Origin of the sequence: Flavobacterium panici (assembly GCF_903819335.1) — a bacterium.
Taxonomy (GTDB): domain Bacteria; phylum Bacteroidota; class Bacteroidia; order Flavobacteriales; family Flavobacteriaceae; genus Flavobacterium; species Flavobacterium panici.
Genome location: NZ_CAIJDE010000023.1, coordinates 52,068 through 66,958 on the forward strand (window position 1 = coordinate 52,068; position 14,891 = coordinate 66,958).

At 34.1% G+C, this 14,891-nt stretch carries 16 protein-coding genes; 7 read left to right on the forward strand and 9 right to left on the reverse strand.

Features of this window, described 5'->3' with window-relative positions; translation table 11 throughout:
- Nucleotides 1-140: 140 nt before the first annotated feature.
- On the forward strand, nucleotides 141-2,303 hold the full coding sequence (locus tag FLAPXU55_RS01940) for a TonB-dependent receptor (RefSeq protein WP_180856351.1): 2,163 nt from the start codon (nucleotides 141-143) through the stop codon (nucleotides 2,301-2,303).
- A gap of 43 nt (nucleotides 2,304-2,346) precedes the next feature.
- Here FLAPXU55_RS01940 and FLAPXU55_RS01945 read toward each other — a convergent pair whose 3' ends face one another.
- Nucleotides 2,347-2,760 carry a Rieske (2Fe-2S) protein gene (locus FLAPXU55_RS01945; protein WP_053472607.1) on the reverse strand — a complete coding sequence of 138 codons (414 nt, stop codon included), beginning with the start codon at nucleotides 2,758-2,760 and terminating at the stop codon, nucleotides 2,347-2,349.
- Nucleotides 2,761-2,915: 155 nt separating this feature from the next.
- Here FLAPXU55_RS01945 and greA point away from each other — a divergent pair, with 155 nt between their 5' ends.
- Nucleotides 2,916-3,392: a transcription elongation factor GreA gene (greA, locus tag FLAPXU55_RS01950; RefSeq protein ID WP_053472608.1), complete on the forward strand. Its 477-nt coding sequence runs from the start codon at nucleotides 2,916-2,918 to the stop codon at nucleotides 3,390-3,392.
- 52 nt (nucleotides 3,393-3,444) lie between these two features.
- Nucleotides 3,445-3,834: an HIT family protein gene (locus tag FLAPXU55_RS01955; RefSeq protein WP_180856352.1), complete on the forward strand. Its 390-nt coding sequence runs from the start codon at nucleotides 3,445-3,447 to the stop codon at nucleotides 3,832-3,834.
- A gap of 93 nt (nucleotides 3,835-3,927) precedes the next feature.
- Here the strand turns inward: FLAPXU55_RS01955 and FLAPXU55_RS01960 are convergent, their stop codons facing one another.
- Entirely contained in the window at nucleotides 3,928-5,082 is a 1,155-nt protein-coding gene (locus tag FLAPXU55_RS01960) for a sensor histidine kinase (protein WP_180856353.1), read from the reverse strand.
- Nucleotides 5,083-5,243: 161 nt separating this feature from the next.
- Here FLAPXU55_RS01960 and FLAPXU55_RS01965 point away from each other — a divergent pair, with 161 nt between their 5' ends.
- The 4 genes from FLAPXU55_RS01965 (at nucleotide 5,244) to FLAPXU55_RS01980 (ending at nucleotide 8,165) form a co-directional block, all read left to right on the forward strand.
- On the forward strand, nucleotides 5,244-6,119 hold the full coding sequence (locus FLAPXU55_RS01965) for a flavin reductase family protein (protein WP_180856354.1): 876 nt from the start codon (nucleotides 5,244-5,246) through the stop codon (nucleotides 6,117-6,119).
- A 31-nt stretch (nucleotides 6,120-6,150) separates the two neighbouring features.
- Nucleotides 6,151-6,522, forward strand: coding sequence for a DUF3127 domain-containing protein (locus tag FLAPXU55_RS01970; RefSeq protein WP_012023670.1), 372 nt, complete (start codon nucleotides 6,151-6,153; stop codon nucleotides 6,520-6,522).
- A 207-nt stretch (nucleotides 6,523-6,729) separates the two neighbouring features.
- Nucleotides 6,730-7,368 carry a leucyl/phenylalanyl-tRNA--protein transferase gene (aat, locus tag FLAPXU55_RS01975; protein WP_180856355.1) on the forward strand — a complete coding sequence of 213 codons (639 nt, stop codon included), beginning with the start codon at nucleotides 6,730-6,732 and terminating at the stop codon, nucleotides 7,366-7,368.
- A 2-nt stretch (nucleotides 7,369-7,370) separates the two neighbouring features.
- Nucleotides 7,371-8,165 (forward strand): MOSC domain-containing protein, encoded by a 795-nt coding sequence (locus FLAPXU55_RS01980; RefSeq protein ID WP_180856356.1) that lies wholly within the window; start codon nucleotides 7,371-7,373, stop codon nucleotides 8,163-8,165.
- On the opposite strand, the gene FLAPXU55_RS01985 is transcribed toward FLAPXU55_RS01980, so the two are convergent.
- The 7 genes from FLAPXU55_RS01985 to thiC form a co-directional block, all read right to left on the reverse strand.
- Nucleotides 8,162-8,872, reverse strand: coding sequence for a HesA/MoeB/ThiF family protein (locus FLAPXU55_RS01985; RefSeq protein ID WP_180856357.1), 711 nt, complete (start codon nucleotides 8,870-8,872; stop codon nucleotides 8,162-8,164). The two genes, FLAPXU55_RS01980 and FLAPXU55_RS01985, sit on opposite strands and share 4 nt — an antisense overlap.
- Nucleotides 8,873-8,963: 91 nt before the next feature.
- A complete protein-coding gene (thiH, locus tag FLAPXU55_RS01990) occupies nucleotides 8,964-10,076 on the reverse strand; it encodes a 2-iminoacetate synthase ThiH (RefSeq protein ID WP_180856358.1) in 1,113 nt (370 codons plus the stop codon).
- 138 nt (nucleotides 10,077-10,214) lie between these two features.
- Nucleotides 10,215-10,991: a thiazole synthase gene (locus tag FLAPXU55_RS01995; protein WP_317169637.1), complete on the reverse strand. Its 777-nt coding sequence runs from the start codon at nucleotides 10,989-10,991 to the stop codon at nucleotides 10,215-10,217.
- On the reverse strand, nucleotides 10,972-11,610 hold the full coding sequence (locus FLAPXU55_RS02000) for a thiamine phosphate synthase (protein ID WP_180856359.1): 639 nt from the start codon (nucleotides 11,608-11,610) through the stop codon (nucleotides 10,972-10,974). Before FLAPXU55_RS02000 ends, FLAPXU55_RS01995 begins: the two co-directional genes overlap by 20 nt.
- The gene (locus tag FLAPXU55_RS02005) at nucleotides 11,603-12,355 is read right to left on the reverse strand and encodes a hydroxymethylpyrimidine/phosphomethylpyrimidine kinase (protein ID WP_180856360.1); all 753 of its coding nucleotides are present in this window, start codon (nucleotides 12,353-12,355) and stop codon (nucleotides 11,603-11,605) included. The genes FLAPXU55_RS02000 and FLAPXU55_RS02005 overlap by 8 nt, the downstream gene beginning before the upstream one ends.
- Nucleotides 12,322-12,927, reverse strand: coding sequence for a thiamine phosphate synthase (locus tag FLAPXU55_RS02010; protein ID WP_180856361.1), 606 nt, complete (start codon nucleotides 12,925-12,927; stop codon nucleotides 12,322-12,324). The genes FLAPXU55_RS02005 and FLAPXU55_RS02010 overlap by 34 nt, the downstream gene beginning before the upstream one ends.
- 33 nt (nucleotides 12,928-12,960) lie before the next feature.
- On the reverse strand, nucleotides 12,961-14,784 hold the full coding sequence (thiC, locus tag FLAPXU55_RS02015; RefSeq protein ID WP_180856362.1) for a phosphomethylpyrimidine synthase ThiC: 1,824 nt from the start codon (nucleotides 14,782-14,784) through the stop codon (nucleotides 12,961-12,963).
- Nucleotides 14,785-14,891 lie beyond the last annotated feature (107 nt).

The following is a 14,891-nucleotide window of genomic DNA, read 5'->3' on the forward strand; positions in this document are numbered from 1 at the left end:
TCATACCCAAAGAACCTGAGCGAGTAATGTTGCTAAGGGAAAAAACGACAATTTCAGTGTAAATACTTTGTTTTGTCGTGAAACACATTTATTAATTTAACAAAAGAATAATTCCCCCTTTTATTCGTAATTCTTTACGAATGAAAACTTTTTTTTTAGGTGCTAATGCACAAAGCTACAAAGGTTCTAAGGTTCAAAATGCAGCCAGAACCAAATCTATTTTCTTTATTCTATTTTCTTTATTCTATTCTCTATTCACTTTCGGACAGGAACAAGACTCGACTCAAGTAAATCAGCTTGATAATGTTTTGGTTTCGGCAGTTCGTGTTACGACTAAAACTCCAGTTACGTTTAGTAATATGGACAAAAAGGAAATTAAATTTAGAAATCTTGGACAGGATATTCCTGTTTTAATGAATTATCTTCCATCTGTTGTTACAACTTCAGATGCAGGAGGAGGAATTGGTTATACCGGAATCAGAGTCCGCGGAAGCGATGCTACAAGAGTAAACGTGACTATTAACGGAATTCCGTACAACGATGCAGAAAGTCAGGGAACTTTTTGGGTAAACATGCCCGATTTTGCTTCTTCTGTAGAAAGCTTACAATTACAGCGTGGAGTAGGAACTTCTACAAATGGTTCAGGAGCTTTTGGAGCAAGTTTAAATATGCTGACAGATCGTTACGCATCTAAACCAACTGGAGAAGTCTCAGGTTCATTTGGAAGTTTTAATTCTCAAAAAGAAACAGTAAAATTCAGCACAGGTCTGCTAAATGATCATTTTGAATTGGCAGGACGTTTGTCAAGAATTAAATCTGATGGTTATGTTGACAGAGCGAGTTCTGACTTGAAATCTTATTTCCTGCAAGGAACTTATGTTGGAAAAACAACTTTAATCAAAGCTTTGGTTTTTGGCGGAACAGAAAAAACGTACCAATCCTGGAACGGAATTGACGCTGCAACTTTAAATTCAGACCGTACTTTTAACTCTGCGGGAATGTATACAGATGAAGCAGGGAATGTGCGTTTTTATGACAATGAAACTGACAATTATAAACAAGATCATTATCAGTTACACTGGAGCGAATCTTTCTCTGATAAATGGAGTACTAATTTAGCTTTGCATTATACAAAAGGGCAGGGCTACTATGAAAATTATAAAGAAGATGCCGATATGGCTGAATATAATTTGAATCCTGTTGGAGCTATTACAATAACAGATTTGGTACGTCAAAAATGGTTAGATAATGATTTTTACGGAACTACATTTTCAGCAAAATATAAAGATGAAAAACTAGATGTTATTCTTGGCGGCGGCTGGAACAAATACGAAGGCGATCATTACGGAAAAGTAATCTGGGCAAGAAACGCTTCACAGTCAGAATTAGGAGATCATTATTACGATGATTTTTCTACAAAAACAGATGGAAATATCTTCGCAAAAGCAAATTATCAGTTTACAGAAAAATTAAGCTTTTATGGTGATTTACAGTATAGAAGAGTAGAATATAAAGCAGATAGTCCTGAAACTGGGTTAGTTGATGATACTTTCAATTTCTTTAATCCAAAAGCTGGTTTGAATTTCGAAATCAATCAAAAAAATACTTTGTATTTTTCATACGCTCGTGCGAATCGTGAACCAAACAGAACCGATTACGAAGGCGGAAATGTAAAACCGGAAAAACTAAACGATTTTGAATTAGGATGGAGGTTTAATTCAGAGAAATTCCAGTTGAATTCTAATTTCTATTATATGGGTTACAAAGATCAATTGATTTTGACTGGAAGATTAGATGATGTTGGAGCGCCAATTCGTGCTAATACTGAAAAAAGCTACCGTTTAGGTTTTGAATTTGATGCAACAATTTCACTTTCAGATAAATTTATTCTTAGGCCGAATTTCACTCTTAGCAGTAATAAAAATGTTGATCTTGCGGTTGAAGGACAATATTATGGAACAACTAAAATTGCTTATTCTCCAGAAGTTATTGCTGGAAATATAATTGTGTATAGTCCAATCAAGAGTTTGCATATTTCTTTATTGCAAAAATATGTGGGTGAACAATACATGAATAATATCGAATTGCCAGAAGCTAAACTGGCTGACTATTTTGTAAACGATTTGAATGTTTCTTATGAAATAAAACCAAAATCAATCTTTAAATCAATTACAATAACAGGTTTGGTAAATAATATTTTAGACAAAAAATATGTTTCAAACGGAGCAATGTGGGATATTTATCCCTATTACTATCCGCAGGCAGGAATTAATTTCTTAGCCGGATTAACATTGAAATTCTAAAAAAATAAAAAGCCTGAAATTAAATTTTCAGGCTTTTTTATTTCTAGTTGTAAACGTGAATCACAGTTCCGGTTACTTGTACTTTATATTGTTTTAGCGGATATTCTTTTCCTCCAAGTCCAGTAAACAAACTGTAAGAAGTTTTATCACACGAACACACTGCATTTATACCATCAATTGTCATTGCAGCGCAAGAAGTTAATTCCTGATTGGGACACGCTGCATCAAATGCATTATAGCCACTTCCTGCATTAAAAATAATAATTCCTTTTGCTCCGTAATTAGGAACAATAACACCGTTACTTACAAATTTAAGATTTGAATACGCCGGCAGGTTCATGTCTACAGACAAATTAACGCTGTAATTAGGTATGTAAGGATTTTTATTACTGCGTTCGCTGTCGCTGCATGCGATAAGCACAGAAACGAAAAGAAGTAAGAGCCAGATTTTTTTCATTATTTTAATAAGAATTAGTTAAACAAAAATAATTTATTTAGATTTGATTTTTATATGATTAACATATAATTATGTACTATTAAAAATAATAGTATATTTGTAATACAAAATCCCGTCCCGATGGGATTTTTTCTATTTATGTAAACGATGAAGTTATGAGTAAAGTATCTTATTATACCGCAGAGGGATTAAAAAAATTGAAAGATGAATTAGAGCATTTAAAAAGTGTAATGCGTCCTAAGGCATCTCAAGATATAGCAGAGGCAAGAGACAAAGGCGATTTATCTGAAAACGCCGAATATGATGCTGCAAAAGAGGCGCAGGGTTTATTAGAAATGAGAATTGCTAAATTAGAAGAAGTATATTCTAACGCAAGATTGATTGACGAATCACAATTAGATGTTTCGAAAGTTTTGGTACTTTCTAATGTGAAAATTAAAAACCAAAGCAACGGAATGGAAATGAAATATACACTTGTTGCAGAAAGTGAAGCAGATTTAAAAACAGGAAAAATTTCTGTAACTTCTCCTATTGGAAAAGGTTTACTAGGAAAATCGGTTGGTGAAGTAGCAGAAATTACGGTACCAAATGGTGTTTTGAAATTTGAAATCTTGGAAATCTCAAGAGACTAAGTCATTGCGAGGAACGAAGCAATCACACTATTAAGATTTTAAAAATAAAACAATGAGCAGCATATTCACAAAAATAGTAAACGGAGAAATTCCTGCATATAAAATTGCTGAAGATGATAATTTTTTAGCGTTTTTAGATGTAAATCCAAATGCTAAAGGACACACACTTTGTATTCCAAAACAAGAAATCGATAAGATTTTTGATATGGATGACGAACTGTATTTAGGTTTGATGAAATTTTCTAAAAAAGTAGCGGCTGCACTTGAAAAAACGGTTCCTTGCAAAAGAATCGGAATTGCAGTTGTAGGTTTAGAAGTTCCTCATGCACACGTACATTTGATTCCGTTAAACCATATGGATGAAATGCGTTTTCAAAATAAAGTTTCTCTTTCAAAAGATGAATTTGAAGCTTTAGCAAAAGATATTCAGGCAAATCTTTAAAAATAATTGTCAGACTGAGCGAAGTCGAAGTCTTGTAAATGCAAAAAAAACACCAATTCAAATTATGAGTTGGTGTTTTTTTATTTCTATTTTTTAAAGAGGTTCAACTATTTTATAACTGATTTGAAAAGTAGTCCCTTTTCCAATTTCAGAATGCAAAACCTTAATACTTCCGTTGTGATATTCTTCGACAATTCTTTTCGTTAAAGAAAGGCCTAATCCCCAGCCGCGTTTTTTTGTTGTGAAACCAGGCTCAAAAATAGTCTTGAATTGTTTTTTTTGAATTCCGCTTCCAGAATCTTTCACATGTATTTTTACATGATGTGAATCCTGCTCAATTGAAAGTTCCAGGGTTCCTTTTCCTTTCATGGCGTCAATCGCATTTTTGATCAGGTTTTCAATTGTCCAGCTGTGAAGTGTTGGATTAATTAAAGCAAAAATAAGTTTTTCAGGAGCATGATATGAGAACGAAACCTGTTTAGAAAAACGAGATTGTAAATATTCATAAGTATTTAAAGTTTCGCTGACAATATCATACGGTTCCAAAACAGGAATAGAACCAATTTTAGAAAAACGATCCGTAATAGTTTGTAATCGATCAATATCTTTTTCTATTTCTAATGTTATAGACTGATCAATTTCTTCGGTTTTTAAAATTTCAACCCATCCAATTAATGAGGAAAGCGGCGTTCCAATTTGATGTGCCGTTTCTTTTGCCATTCCCGCCCACAATTTGTTCTGTGTCGCCATTTTGGTGCTTTTGTAAAAATTATAAATTAAAGCAACAAATAAAAATATAATCAGTAATAAGGCAATGGGATAATATTTTAGTTTATTTAGTAATTCTGAATTACCATAATACAAATGTTGATATTTTCCCGGAGCATATTCAAACGTTATGGGTTCATTTTCATTCTTTAAATTTTTCAGGAAATTTTTTAATTTTTTCTTGTCATTAAGAATATCATCAGGAACGTTTTTAGAACTTACAACATTACCATAAAGCATTACTACAGCAGGAATTGAAGTGTTGTTGCTGAAAATTTGAAGCGGAAGATCTACATCGGTATTTTCGTCTGCATTAACGATTGTAATTTGCGCATTCGCAAAAAGGTTCATTTTCAGACGTTCTTCATTTTTAAAAATTTGGAAAAAAGTATAAGTGTTCCAAAGAATCAAAGTAATGATTGAAAAGGAAATAATAATGATGACCCAGCGAGTTGTATTTCTACTTTCAGAAAAACGCATAAATTAATTTTTGAGGTATAAATATAACGAAATTAACACATTTTATATTTTGCAGGGCTTTAAAAGTTTTTTTGGTTTTATCTTCTAAAACTATTTCCATGAATTGAACGATTTCTCTACTTTTGTACAACCGAAATGAGGTTCGGTTAAACTAGAAAATTATGATTAGTATCAATCCAAAAGAAATATCAACGCCGCAGCTGCATGCCTATCTGCAAAGTTCGGTAGGGCCGAGACCAATAGCTTTTGCAAGTACAATAAGCGAAAAAGGAATTCCAAACTTGTCGCCATTTAGTTTCTTTAATGTTTTTAGTGCTAATCCGCCAATTCTGGTTTTTTCGCCTTCAAGACGTGTACGCGACAATACAGTAAAACATACTTTAATTAATGCCGAAGCAACAAAGGAAGTTGTTATAAATGTCGTAAATTACGATTTGGTACAGCAGACTTCGTTAGCAAGTACAGAATATGGAGAAGGTGTAAACGAATTTATTAAAGCAGGTTTAACACAGATTCCGTCAGATTTGGTAAAACCATACCGCGTAAAAGAATCTCCGGTTCAGTTTGAATGCAAGATAACGCAGATTATTCCGTTAGGAACAGAAGGAGGAGCAGGGAACCTGATTTTATGTGAAGTAGTAAAAATGCATATTCACGAATCAATTTTAGATGAAAACGGAGCAATCGATCAGCATAAAATAGATTTGGTTTCAAGACTTGGGGGAAATTGGTATTCAAGATCGAATCAAGGACTTTTTGAAGTGCCAAAACCGCTGACAACTTTAGGAGTTGGTGTTGACGTAATACCTAATTTTATCAAGGAAAGTCCTGTGTTTAATGGGAATGACCTCGGAAAATTAGGAAATATCGAAGCCTTGCCTACAAGCGAAGAAGTTAGTATATTTGTGAAGGAAAATTTTTCTGTGAAAGGAGTTTTAAGCTCAGATGATCAGGAAAAAGTACACTTAGAAGCCAAAAAATATCTGAATAATGATGATATAGAATCGGCTTGGAAAGTGCTTTTAGCTAAAAAATAAGAATAGAAACAATAATTAATTATAGACGAAGATGGAAGTTATAGGAAAAGTAAAAGTGGTTAATCCTGAACAGCAAGTTAGTGCTTCATTCAAAAAAAGAGAATTAGTAGTTACTACAGATGAGCAGTATCCACAACACATTTTAATCGAATTTACACAAGATAAATGCGATTTATTGAGCAGCTATAAACAAGGAGAGGCAGTAAAAGTTTCTATCAATTTAAGAGGAAGAGAATGGGTTAATCCACAAGGAGAAACTAGATATTTCAATAGTATTCAAGGTTGGAGAATCGAAAGAATGGCACCAGAAGGACCTGCACAAACACCGTCAGTTCCTGCTGCAGAAGCTTTTGCTCCAGCTACAAATTTAAACGAAGACGAACCAGACGATTTACCGTTTTAAGAAAGTTTAAATTTCAAAACATAAATTCCAAATTCCAATTCATTAGCATGAATTTGGGATTTGGAATTTTTTGTATAAAGTTTAAGCAAAAACTTTGTCATTTCGACCGAAGGGAGAAATGACAAGATTGCGGAAGTTTGGAATTTGGAATTTCAGTATTGAGATTTCAATTTATATTGGAATTTTAAAAATTGATTATTAAAAAAAATGTATTTCCTATTTGACAGATTATATTTTCCACCCGTTTCAGAAGCTGATGATGAAGGCATTCTGGCCGTTGGCGGTGATTTGAGTCCGGAACGATTAAAACTGGCGTACAACAACGGAATATTTCCGTGGTTTAACGAAGGCGAATCGATTCTCTGGTGGGCTCCGGATCCGCGTATGGTTTTGTTTCTGGATGAGTTAATTGTCTCTAAAAGTATGCGTAACATTCTGAACAGGAATATATTTACGGTTACTTTTAATACACGTTTTAAAGAAGTAATTTTAAACTGTCAAAAAATATTGCGAGACGGTCAGGACGGAACCTGGATCTCTGATGAAATGATCGAATCTTATTGCGAACTTAATAAACAGGGAATTGCAAAATCTGTTGAGGTTTGGCAGGATGAGGTTTTGATAGGCGGTTTGTATGGAATAGATTTAGGCCATGTTTTTTGTGGCGAAAGTATGTTTTCTAAAGTATCAAATGCCTCTAAAGTCGGATTTATATATTTGGTAAATCATTTGAAAAAAGAGAATTATAAATTATTAGATTGTCAGGTTTATAATCCGCATTTAGATAGTTTAGGATGTCGCGAAATTGATCGTGACGAATTTATGTCCATTTTAAAAAGCAAATAAAAATGAGTGCAGTTCATGTTGTAAAAGAAATTTATATTTATCCGATAAAAAGCTTAGCAGGAATTAGTGTTCAATCTGCTCTGGCTGAAGAAATGGGATTTGAAAATGACCGAAGATGGATGTTAATCGATGCTGAAAATCAAATGATAACGCAAAGAGAACATCGTATTATGAGTCAGTTTTATCCACAAATTTCTGATGGAAAAATCAGTATTACTTTTAAGGATCAAAAACATGAATTTTCTATCAACGAACATTTGCAAAATTCTCTGGAAGTCGATGTCTGGGAAGATAAAAGCGAAGTTGTTGAGGTAAATCACGAAACTTCAAAATGGTTTAGTCAACATTTAGGTTTTGAATGCAAATTGGTCAAAATCATGAAAAATGGAGACCGCAAACATGAAAGTTCAAAACTAAAAGAAACTTTTAATGTAAGTTTAGCCGATGGTTATCCTTATTTATTAATTGGATCAAAAAGCCTGGATTTTTTAAATGACAAACTCGATGAAAAAATCACAGTAAAAAGGTTTCGTCCAAATATTGTAATCAGCAGTCAGAGTGAACATGAAGAAGATGATTTTAATACTTTTAAAATTGGAGAAGTTCAATTTAAAAATATAAAGCCTTGCGGAAGATGCATTATGGTTAATAATGATCCGGAAAATGGCAAATTAAAAAAAGAGCCTTTAAAAACCTTAAGCAAATACAGAAATGTAAATAATTCTGTTTTGTTCGGAACGAATATCGTGAGTTTAAACTCTGGAAATATTAAGGTTGGAGACGCACTGATTTTCTAGAAATTCAGTTTTGTAAAATTCCAGTTCAGTGTATTAAAAAGAACCAATTCGTTTTTTAAAACAGGTAATTCTAAAATTAATTTAAGCGTTTCGTGCGCCATCATATTTCCAATAATTCCGGGTAAAGTCCCCAAAACACCATTTAAATCACAATTCGGAACATCTTTCGGACCAGGCATTTCTGGGAACAAATCCCTAAGATTTTTACTTCCGTTGTGATTAAAAACTGCAATTTGCCCTTCAAATTTTAAGATGCTTCCGTAAACTAAAGTTTTATTTAATTCAACACATGTGTCGTTTACTAAATAGCGTGTTGTAAAATTATCTGAACCATCCACAATAATATCATATTGCTGTATAATTTTTGAGGCATTTTGAGAAGTTAGTTTTTCCTGAATGGCCTCGGCTTTAATTAACGGATTCAGTTTTGAAACTACATCTTTTGCCACAATTGCTTTAAATTGCCCAATTTCATTTTCGGTATATAAAATCTGCCTGTGCAGATTGTGAATTTCGATTGTGTCAAAATCCATGATTCCAATAAAACCAACTCCCGCAGTTGCAATATATTGTAAAATCGGACAGCCTAAACCACCTGCGCCAATTACTAAAACTCTAGCTTTTTTTAGTTTTTCCTGACCTTCATCGCCAATTTCTGGCAGAATAGTTTGTCTGTTGTAACGGAGGAATTCTTGTATAATGCTCACTTTAAATTTTAGATTTTAGATTGTTGATTTTAGATTGTTGATTTTGATTGTTGATTTTAGATTGGAATTTGGGATTTTAATATTGGGATTTTTAACAAAAACTTTTGCTCCAGTCCTTCCAAACGGGTTCATAGCCTGCATCTTTTATGATTTTTGAAATCTCTTCTGCAGAACGTTCATCGCTGATTTCGAATTGTTCTAAAGATTGCGGATCAACCACATAACCACCAGGATTTGTTTTTGAACCTGCGCTCATACTTGTAACGCCAATTGGGATTATATTGTTCCTGAATTTTTCATTTTCTCTGGTTGAAATCGAAATTTCTAAATCTTCATTCCACAAACGATAAGCGCAGATTAATTGTGTCAAATCTTTATCGTCCATAATAAAATTGGGTTCAATAATTCCTTCGGCGGGACGGAGGCGAGGGAATGAAACCGAATATTTCGTCTGCCAATATTTTTTTTGAAGATAATCTAAATGCAAAGCGTTGAAAAAACTATCTGTTCTCCAGTCTTCTAAGCCTAGTAAAACGCCTAAACCAATTTTATGAATTCCCGCAGTTCCAATTCTGTCCGGAGTTTCAAGCCTATAATCAAAATTTGATTTCTTCCCTTTGGTATGGTACTTTTTGTAAACTTCCTGATGATAGGTTTCCTGATAAACCAAAACCGAGTATACTCCGGCGCTATGTAAACGTTCATAATCTTCGGTAGAAAGCGGCTGAACTTCAACAGAAATAATCGAAAATTCTTCCCGAATTAAAGCAATTGCATTGAGGAAATAATTGATATTGACGGTATAATTTGCTTCCCCTGTAACCAATAAAACATGATCAAAACCTGTGTTTTTTAAGGCTTCAACTTCGAGTTTTATTTCAGCATCAGAAAGTGTTTTTCGTTTGATTTTATTGTCTAAACTAAAACCGCAATACGTACAGATATTTTGGCATTCGTTGCTTAAATATAACGGCGCATACATTTGAATCGTTTTCCCGAAACGTTTTTTGGTGATTTCATGGCATTTTTGTGCCATTTCTTCTAAATAATTTTGAGCAATAGGAGAGATTAGAATCAAAAAATCATCGAGATTGAGTTTGGTTTTTGCCAAAGTTCGTTCGACATCTTTTGATGTAGTTTGGTATATTTTCGATTGAATAGTATCCCAATTATATTGCTCAAAAATTGATTTGAATGTGTTCATTTTTTATTTTGTTTTTTAACGCAAAGTGCACTAAGAATACGCAAAGTTCACTAAGCTTTGAGTTCTTATTATTAATAATAAAGTTCACAAAGCTTAGTGAACTTTGCGAAAAAACTTTGAGAACTTTGCGTTAGAAAATTACTCATAAAGAAAAGAAGTTAAAGGACTAGAAGCCACAGCATAATTTTGTTGATTGGCTACTTTTGCTTCAAAGGCTTTTCTTCCTGCTATTACTGCTTCTTTGAAAGCTTCGGCCATTAATTTTGGATTTCCGGCAACGGCAATTGCGGTATTAACCAAAACAGCATCGGCACCAATTTCCATTGCTTTTGCAGCGTCAGACGGAGCGCCGATTCCGGCGTCTACTATTACGGGAACGTTACTTTGTTCAATTATAATTTCTAGAAAATCAATGGTTTTTAAACCTTTATTACTTCCAATTGGAGAACCTAACGGCATTACCGCAGTTGTTCCGGCACTTTCTAAATGTTTACACAAAACAGGATCGGCATGAATGTAAGGCAGAACAAAAAAACCAAGTTTAGCCAATTCTTCCGTAGCCTTTAAAGTTTCAATAGGATCTGGCATTAAATACTTTGGATCCGGATGAATTTCCAGTTTTATCCAATTTGTTTCTAATGCTTCACGAGCCAGTTGAGCAGCAAAAATGGCTTCTTTTGCATTTCTTGCCCCAGAAGTATTCGGCAGTAAATTGATATTTGGATGTTTTAAATGCGAAAGAATAGCATCGGTTTCAGTTTCTAAATCAATGCGTTTTAAAGCAACGGTTACCAATTCACTTTCTGAAGCTAAAATCGCTTCTTCCATTTCTTTGTTAGAACCAAATTTCCCTGTTCCTAAAAACAAACGGGATTTGAAGCTTTTGTCTCCAATATTAAACAATGACGTTTGCATATAATTTTTCCTTTAATTGTTTAATTAGTATTTTTTTCTCTGCACTTTCTGTAATGATTCCAGAAACGGCAATTCCGTGAATTCCGGTTTCCATTAATGGACTCACATCTTTTAATTTAATGCCGCCAATAGCATAAACAGGAATCTCGATTTTATCTTTTTTCATTTTTTGGAGAATCTCGAAATATCCAGATAATCCTAAAATCGGACTTAGTTTTTCTTTTGTAATCGTAAATCGAAAAGGGCCTAAACCAATATAATCGCAGCCATTTTTGACATGATTTTGAATGTGTTCAAAAGTATTAGCCGTTCCACCAATAATTTTTGTTGCTCCTAAAATGGCTCTCGCTTCATCGATTTTCATATCGGTTAACCCTAAATGAACCCCGTCTGCAGCAATCTGCTCAGCAAGGTGCAGATCATCATTTATAATAAAATTAGCCAGATACTCTTCGCACAAAGGTTTTACCTTCTCTGCTAAAGCAAATGTTTCTTTGCTGGTTTGATTTTTAAAACGCATTTGTACCCATTTACAGCCGGCATCCAGAGCATGATGAATATTGTACAATTGTTCTTTGATGGTTTCGCCTTGTGAAATGTATTGCAATTTGTTATACATAATGATATCCAATTAATGTTGAACTTGAACTCAGGTAATTTTCGATATATATTTTAGCATTTTTGCAGGCTTCTGTTATATTTTGATTTAAAGCCAAATTGGAAGCAATTGCAGAAGAAAGCACGCAGCCGGAACCGTGTTTTTCAAAGCATTTTTTATTAGTTGGAAGCAAATCCAAAACTTCATTTTTAAGAAATAAAAGATCGGTTCCTATTGCTGATTCGTTATGTCCGCCTTTCAATAAAATATTGGTTGTAATTTCATTTTGCGGCCGAAGATTCTTTGAAATAAATCCCGGAAATAAAATCTCAATTTCATTATAATTCGGCGTAATCAAATCAATTTTAGACAAGATTTTATGTAAATCAGAATAGTCTTTAATGGTCATAAATTCAAAATTTGTTGTCGATCTAAGAACAGGGTCCCAAACAATTTTAGTTGATGGAGAAAGCATTTTAAGCGTAGAAACAATTCGGTTTAAATCATACAAAGAAGAAACAATTCCAATTTTGACAGCACTGATTTTATAATTTAAAAAGAGAGTTTCAATAGACCGAATAACAAAACTCAAATCTGTCCATTGAATCTCATAAAATGTATTTTCGGTCTGAATCGTATTGGCTGTTGTAATAGCAAAACCAGTTACTTTATGCTGTTCAAATGTTTTGATATCAGCCAAAATACCAGCTCCGCCAGACGGATCTAAACCTGCTATTGTAAGTACGAAAGGACGATTTGCTGACATAATTTAAATTGTTTTATCGGGTTTTCGTTATTCCAGATTGTTCCTAAAAGAGCGATATCATCAAATCCATTTTCTATTGTTTTTTGAATGTTTTGAAGATCAATTCCGCCTAAAGCAATCACTTTTGTTTCATAATTTGTTCTTGATTTTAATGCTTCAAAAAGATCAGTTTTTGGTCCATAATTTTCCTTTGAAATACTTTTGAAAACCGGGCTTAGAAACGCGTAATCAAAATCATTTTCCAGAGAATTAAAATCTTCTATAGAATGTGTTGATGTTGAAAAATTATACCTACAAGGTTTTGGAAACCTTGCAGGAAAATCATGAATGCGGTTTCTTTCTTTTTCAGAAAAATGAATTGTGTTAATTCCAAAATCTTCTGCCAATAGATGATGATTGTGCAAAACAATTCGATCTCTAAATTCAATCTTAATTTGATGAATAAATTGCGCCATTTCCAATTCAGAAAAATCAGGCTTCCGAACATGAAGCAAAGACAATCCTTCTTCAAATAAAGAATGAAGAATTCGAATTTCATCTTCAATAAAAAAACGATTTGTAATTACAATCATATCTTTTTTCTATGCTCTTTATTCTATTTTCTTTTAGATATAAATCTCTTTCCCCTGTTCAATAAACTCCTCTGATTTCTCTTTCATTCCTTTTTCTGCGGCAGCGACATCTCTAATTTCCTGAGATATTTTCATAGAACAGAATTTTGGGCCGCACATAGAACAGAAATGCGCCACTTTTGCACCATCTGCAGGAAGCGTTTCATCGTGAAATTCTCTTGCTGTATCTGGATCTAAAGCCAAATTAAATTGATCTTCCCAACGGAATTCAAAACGAGCTTTACTTAAAGCATTATCGCGGTATTGCGCTCCCGGATGACCTTTTGCCAAATCTGCAGCATGAGCAGAAATTTTATAAGTAATCACGCCATCTTTTACGTCTTTTTTGTTTGGTAAACCAAGATGTTCTTTTGGAGTTACATAACACAACATCGCACAGCCGTACCAGCCAATCATAGCAGCACCAATTGCAGACGTAATATGATCGTAACCCGGTGCAATATCGGTTGTTAATGGGCCTAAAGTATAAAATGGAGCTTCATGGCAATGTTCTAATTGTTTGTCCATGTTTTCTTTAATCATGTGCATTGGAACGTGTCCAGGGCCTTCAATGAAAACCTGAACATCATGTTTCCAGGCAATTTTGGTTAATTCGCCTAAAGTTTCTAATTCAGCAAATTGTGCAGCATCATTGGCATCGGCAATTGAACCCGGACGTAAACCGTCTCCTAAAGAAAAAGCAACATCATATTGTTTCATGATTTCGCAGATTTCTTCAAAGTGCGTGTACAAGAAGTTTTCTTTATGATGAAATAAACACCATTTTGCCATAATGGAGCCACCGCGCGAAACGATTCCTGTTACACGATTTGCAGTTAAATGAATGTAACGAAGCAAAACTCCGGCGTGAATCGTAAAATACGAAACACCTTGTTCTGCCTGTTCGATTAAAGTATCGCGGAAAATTTCCCAAGTTAAATCTTCGGCAATTCCTTTTACTTTTTCCAAAGCTTGGTAAATTGGAACGGTACCAATTGGAACGGGCGAATTACGAATAATCCATTCTCTGGTTTCGTGAATATTTTTTCCTGTGGACAAATCCATAATGGTGTCAGCGCCCCAGCGGCAAGCCCATACAGCTTTTTCTACTTCTTCTTCAATGCTTGAAGTCACAGCACTGTTACCAATATTGGCATTAATTTTCACCAAGAAATTACGACCCACAATCATAGGTTCGCTTTCTGGATGATTGATATTGTTTGGGATTATAGCTCTTCCGCAAGCCACTTCTGCGCGAACGAATTCCGGAGTGATCTTGCTTTTTGGTGTATTGGCTCCAAAACTATGACCGCCGTGCTGGCATTGCATGGCTTTCGTTTGTTCGTTTAAAAGTTCAATGCGTTGGTTTTCGCGAATCGCTATATATTCCATTTCCGGAGTAATGATTCCTTGTTTGGCGTAATACAATTGCGTTACGTTTGCGCCTTTTTTAGCACGTTTTGGCTGATGTAAATATTCAAAACGAAGGTGATTCAGAGTTTCATTTTTCAATCGGCTTTGTCCATAATCGGATGTGATTTCGCTTAAAATCTCAACATCATTTCGATCTAGAATCCAGCTTTCGCGTAAGCGTGGCAATCCTTTTCGAATATCAATTTCGATATTTGGATCTGTGTATGGACCAGAAGTATCATAAACAGTTACGGGAGGATTTTTTTCGATTCCACCGTTTGAAAGTTTAGTGTCGCTAAGATGAATCTCACGCATCGCCACTTTTATAGGATGAATTTCACCGTCTATATATACTTTTTTCGAATTCGGAAATGGGGTTCTGGATATTTGTTCTTCTGTTGTCATCGTGTTTTTTGTTTCAGGTTTGAAGTTTAAAGTTTCAAGTTGATATGGATTATGTTTTTTAACGCATTTGTTTCTGTAGAGACGCACAGCAGTGCGTCTACGTCCAG

Bases quoted from the DNA above. Each gene is read 5' to 3' on its own strand.
- FLAPXU55_RS01940 (WP_180856351.1), top strand. From the start codon at position 141: ATGAAAACTTTTTTTTTAGGTGCTAATGCACAAAGCTACAAAGGTTCT.
- FLAPXU55_RS01945 (WP_053472607.1), bottom strand. From the start codon at position 2,760: ATGAAAAAAATCTGGCTCTTACTTCTTTTCGTTTCTGTGCTTATCGCA.
- greA (WP_053472608.1), top strand. From the start codon at position 2,916: ATGAGTAAAGTATCTTATTATACCGCAGAGGGATTAAAAAAATTGAAA.
- FLAPXU55_RS01955 (WP_180856352.1), top strand. From the start codon at position 3,445: ATGAGCAGCATATTCACAAAAATAGTAAACGGAGAAATTCCTGCATAT.
- FLAPXU55_RS01960 (WP_180856353.1), bottom strand. From the start codon at position 5,082: ATGCGTTTTTCTGAAAGTAGAAATACAACTCGCTGGGTCATCATTATT.
- FLAPXU55_RS01965 (WP_180856354.1), top strand. From the start codon at position 5,244: ATGATTAGTATCAATCCAAAAGAAATATCAACGCCGCAGCTGCATGCC.
- FLAPXU55_RS01970 (WP_012023670.1), top strand. From the start codon at position 6,151: ATGGAAGTTATAGGAAAAGTAAAAGTGGTTAATCCTGAACAGCAAGTT.
- aat (WP_180856355.1), top strand. From the start codon at position 6,730: ATGTATTTCCTATTTGACAGATTATATTTTCCACCCGTTTCAGAAGCT.
- FLAPXU55_RS01980 (WP_180856356.1), top strand. From the start codon at position 7,371: ATGAGTGCAGTTCATGTTGTAAAAGAAATTTATATTTATCCGATAAAA.
- thiH (WP_180856358.1), bottom strand. From the start codon at position 10,076: ATGAACACATTCAAATCAATTTTTGAGCAATATAATTGGGATACTATT.
- FLAPXU55_RS01995 (WP_317169637.1), bottom strand. From the start codon at position 10,991: ATGCAAACGTCATTGTTTAATATTGGAGACAAAAGCTTCAAATCCCGT.
- FLAPXU55_RS02000 (WP_180856359.1), bottom strand. From the start codon at position 11,610: ATGTATAACAAATTGCAATACATTTCACAAGGCGAAACCATCAAAGAA.
- FLAPXU55_RS02005 (WP_180856360.1), bottom strand. From the start codon at position 12,355: ATGTCAGCAAATCGTCCTTTCGTACTTACAATAGCAGGTTTAGATCCG.
- FLAPXU55_RS02010 (WP_180856361.1), bottom strand. From the start codon at position 12,927: ATGATTGTAATTACAAATCGTTTTTTTATTGAAGATGAAATTCGAATT.
- thiC (WP_180856362.1), bottom strand. From the start codon at position 14,784: ATGACAACAGAAGAACAAATATCCAGAACCCCATTTCCGAATTCGAAA.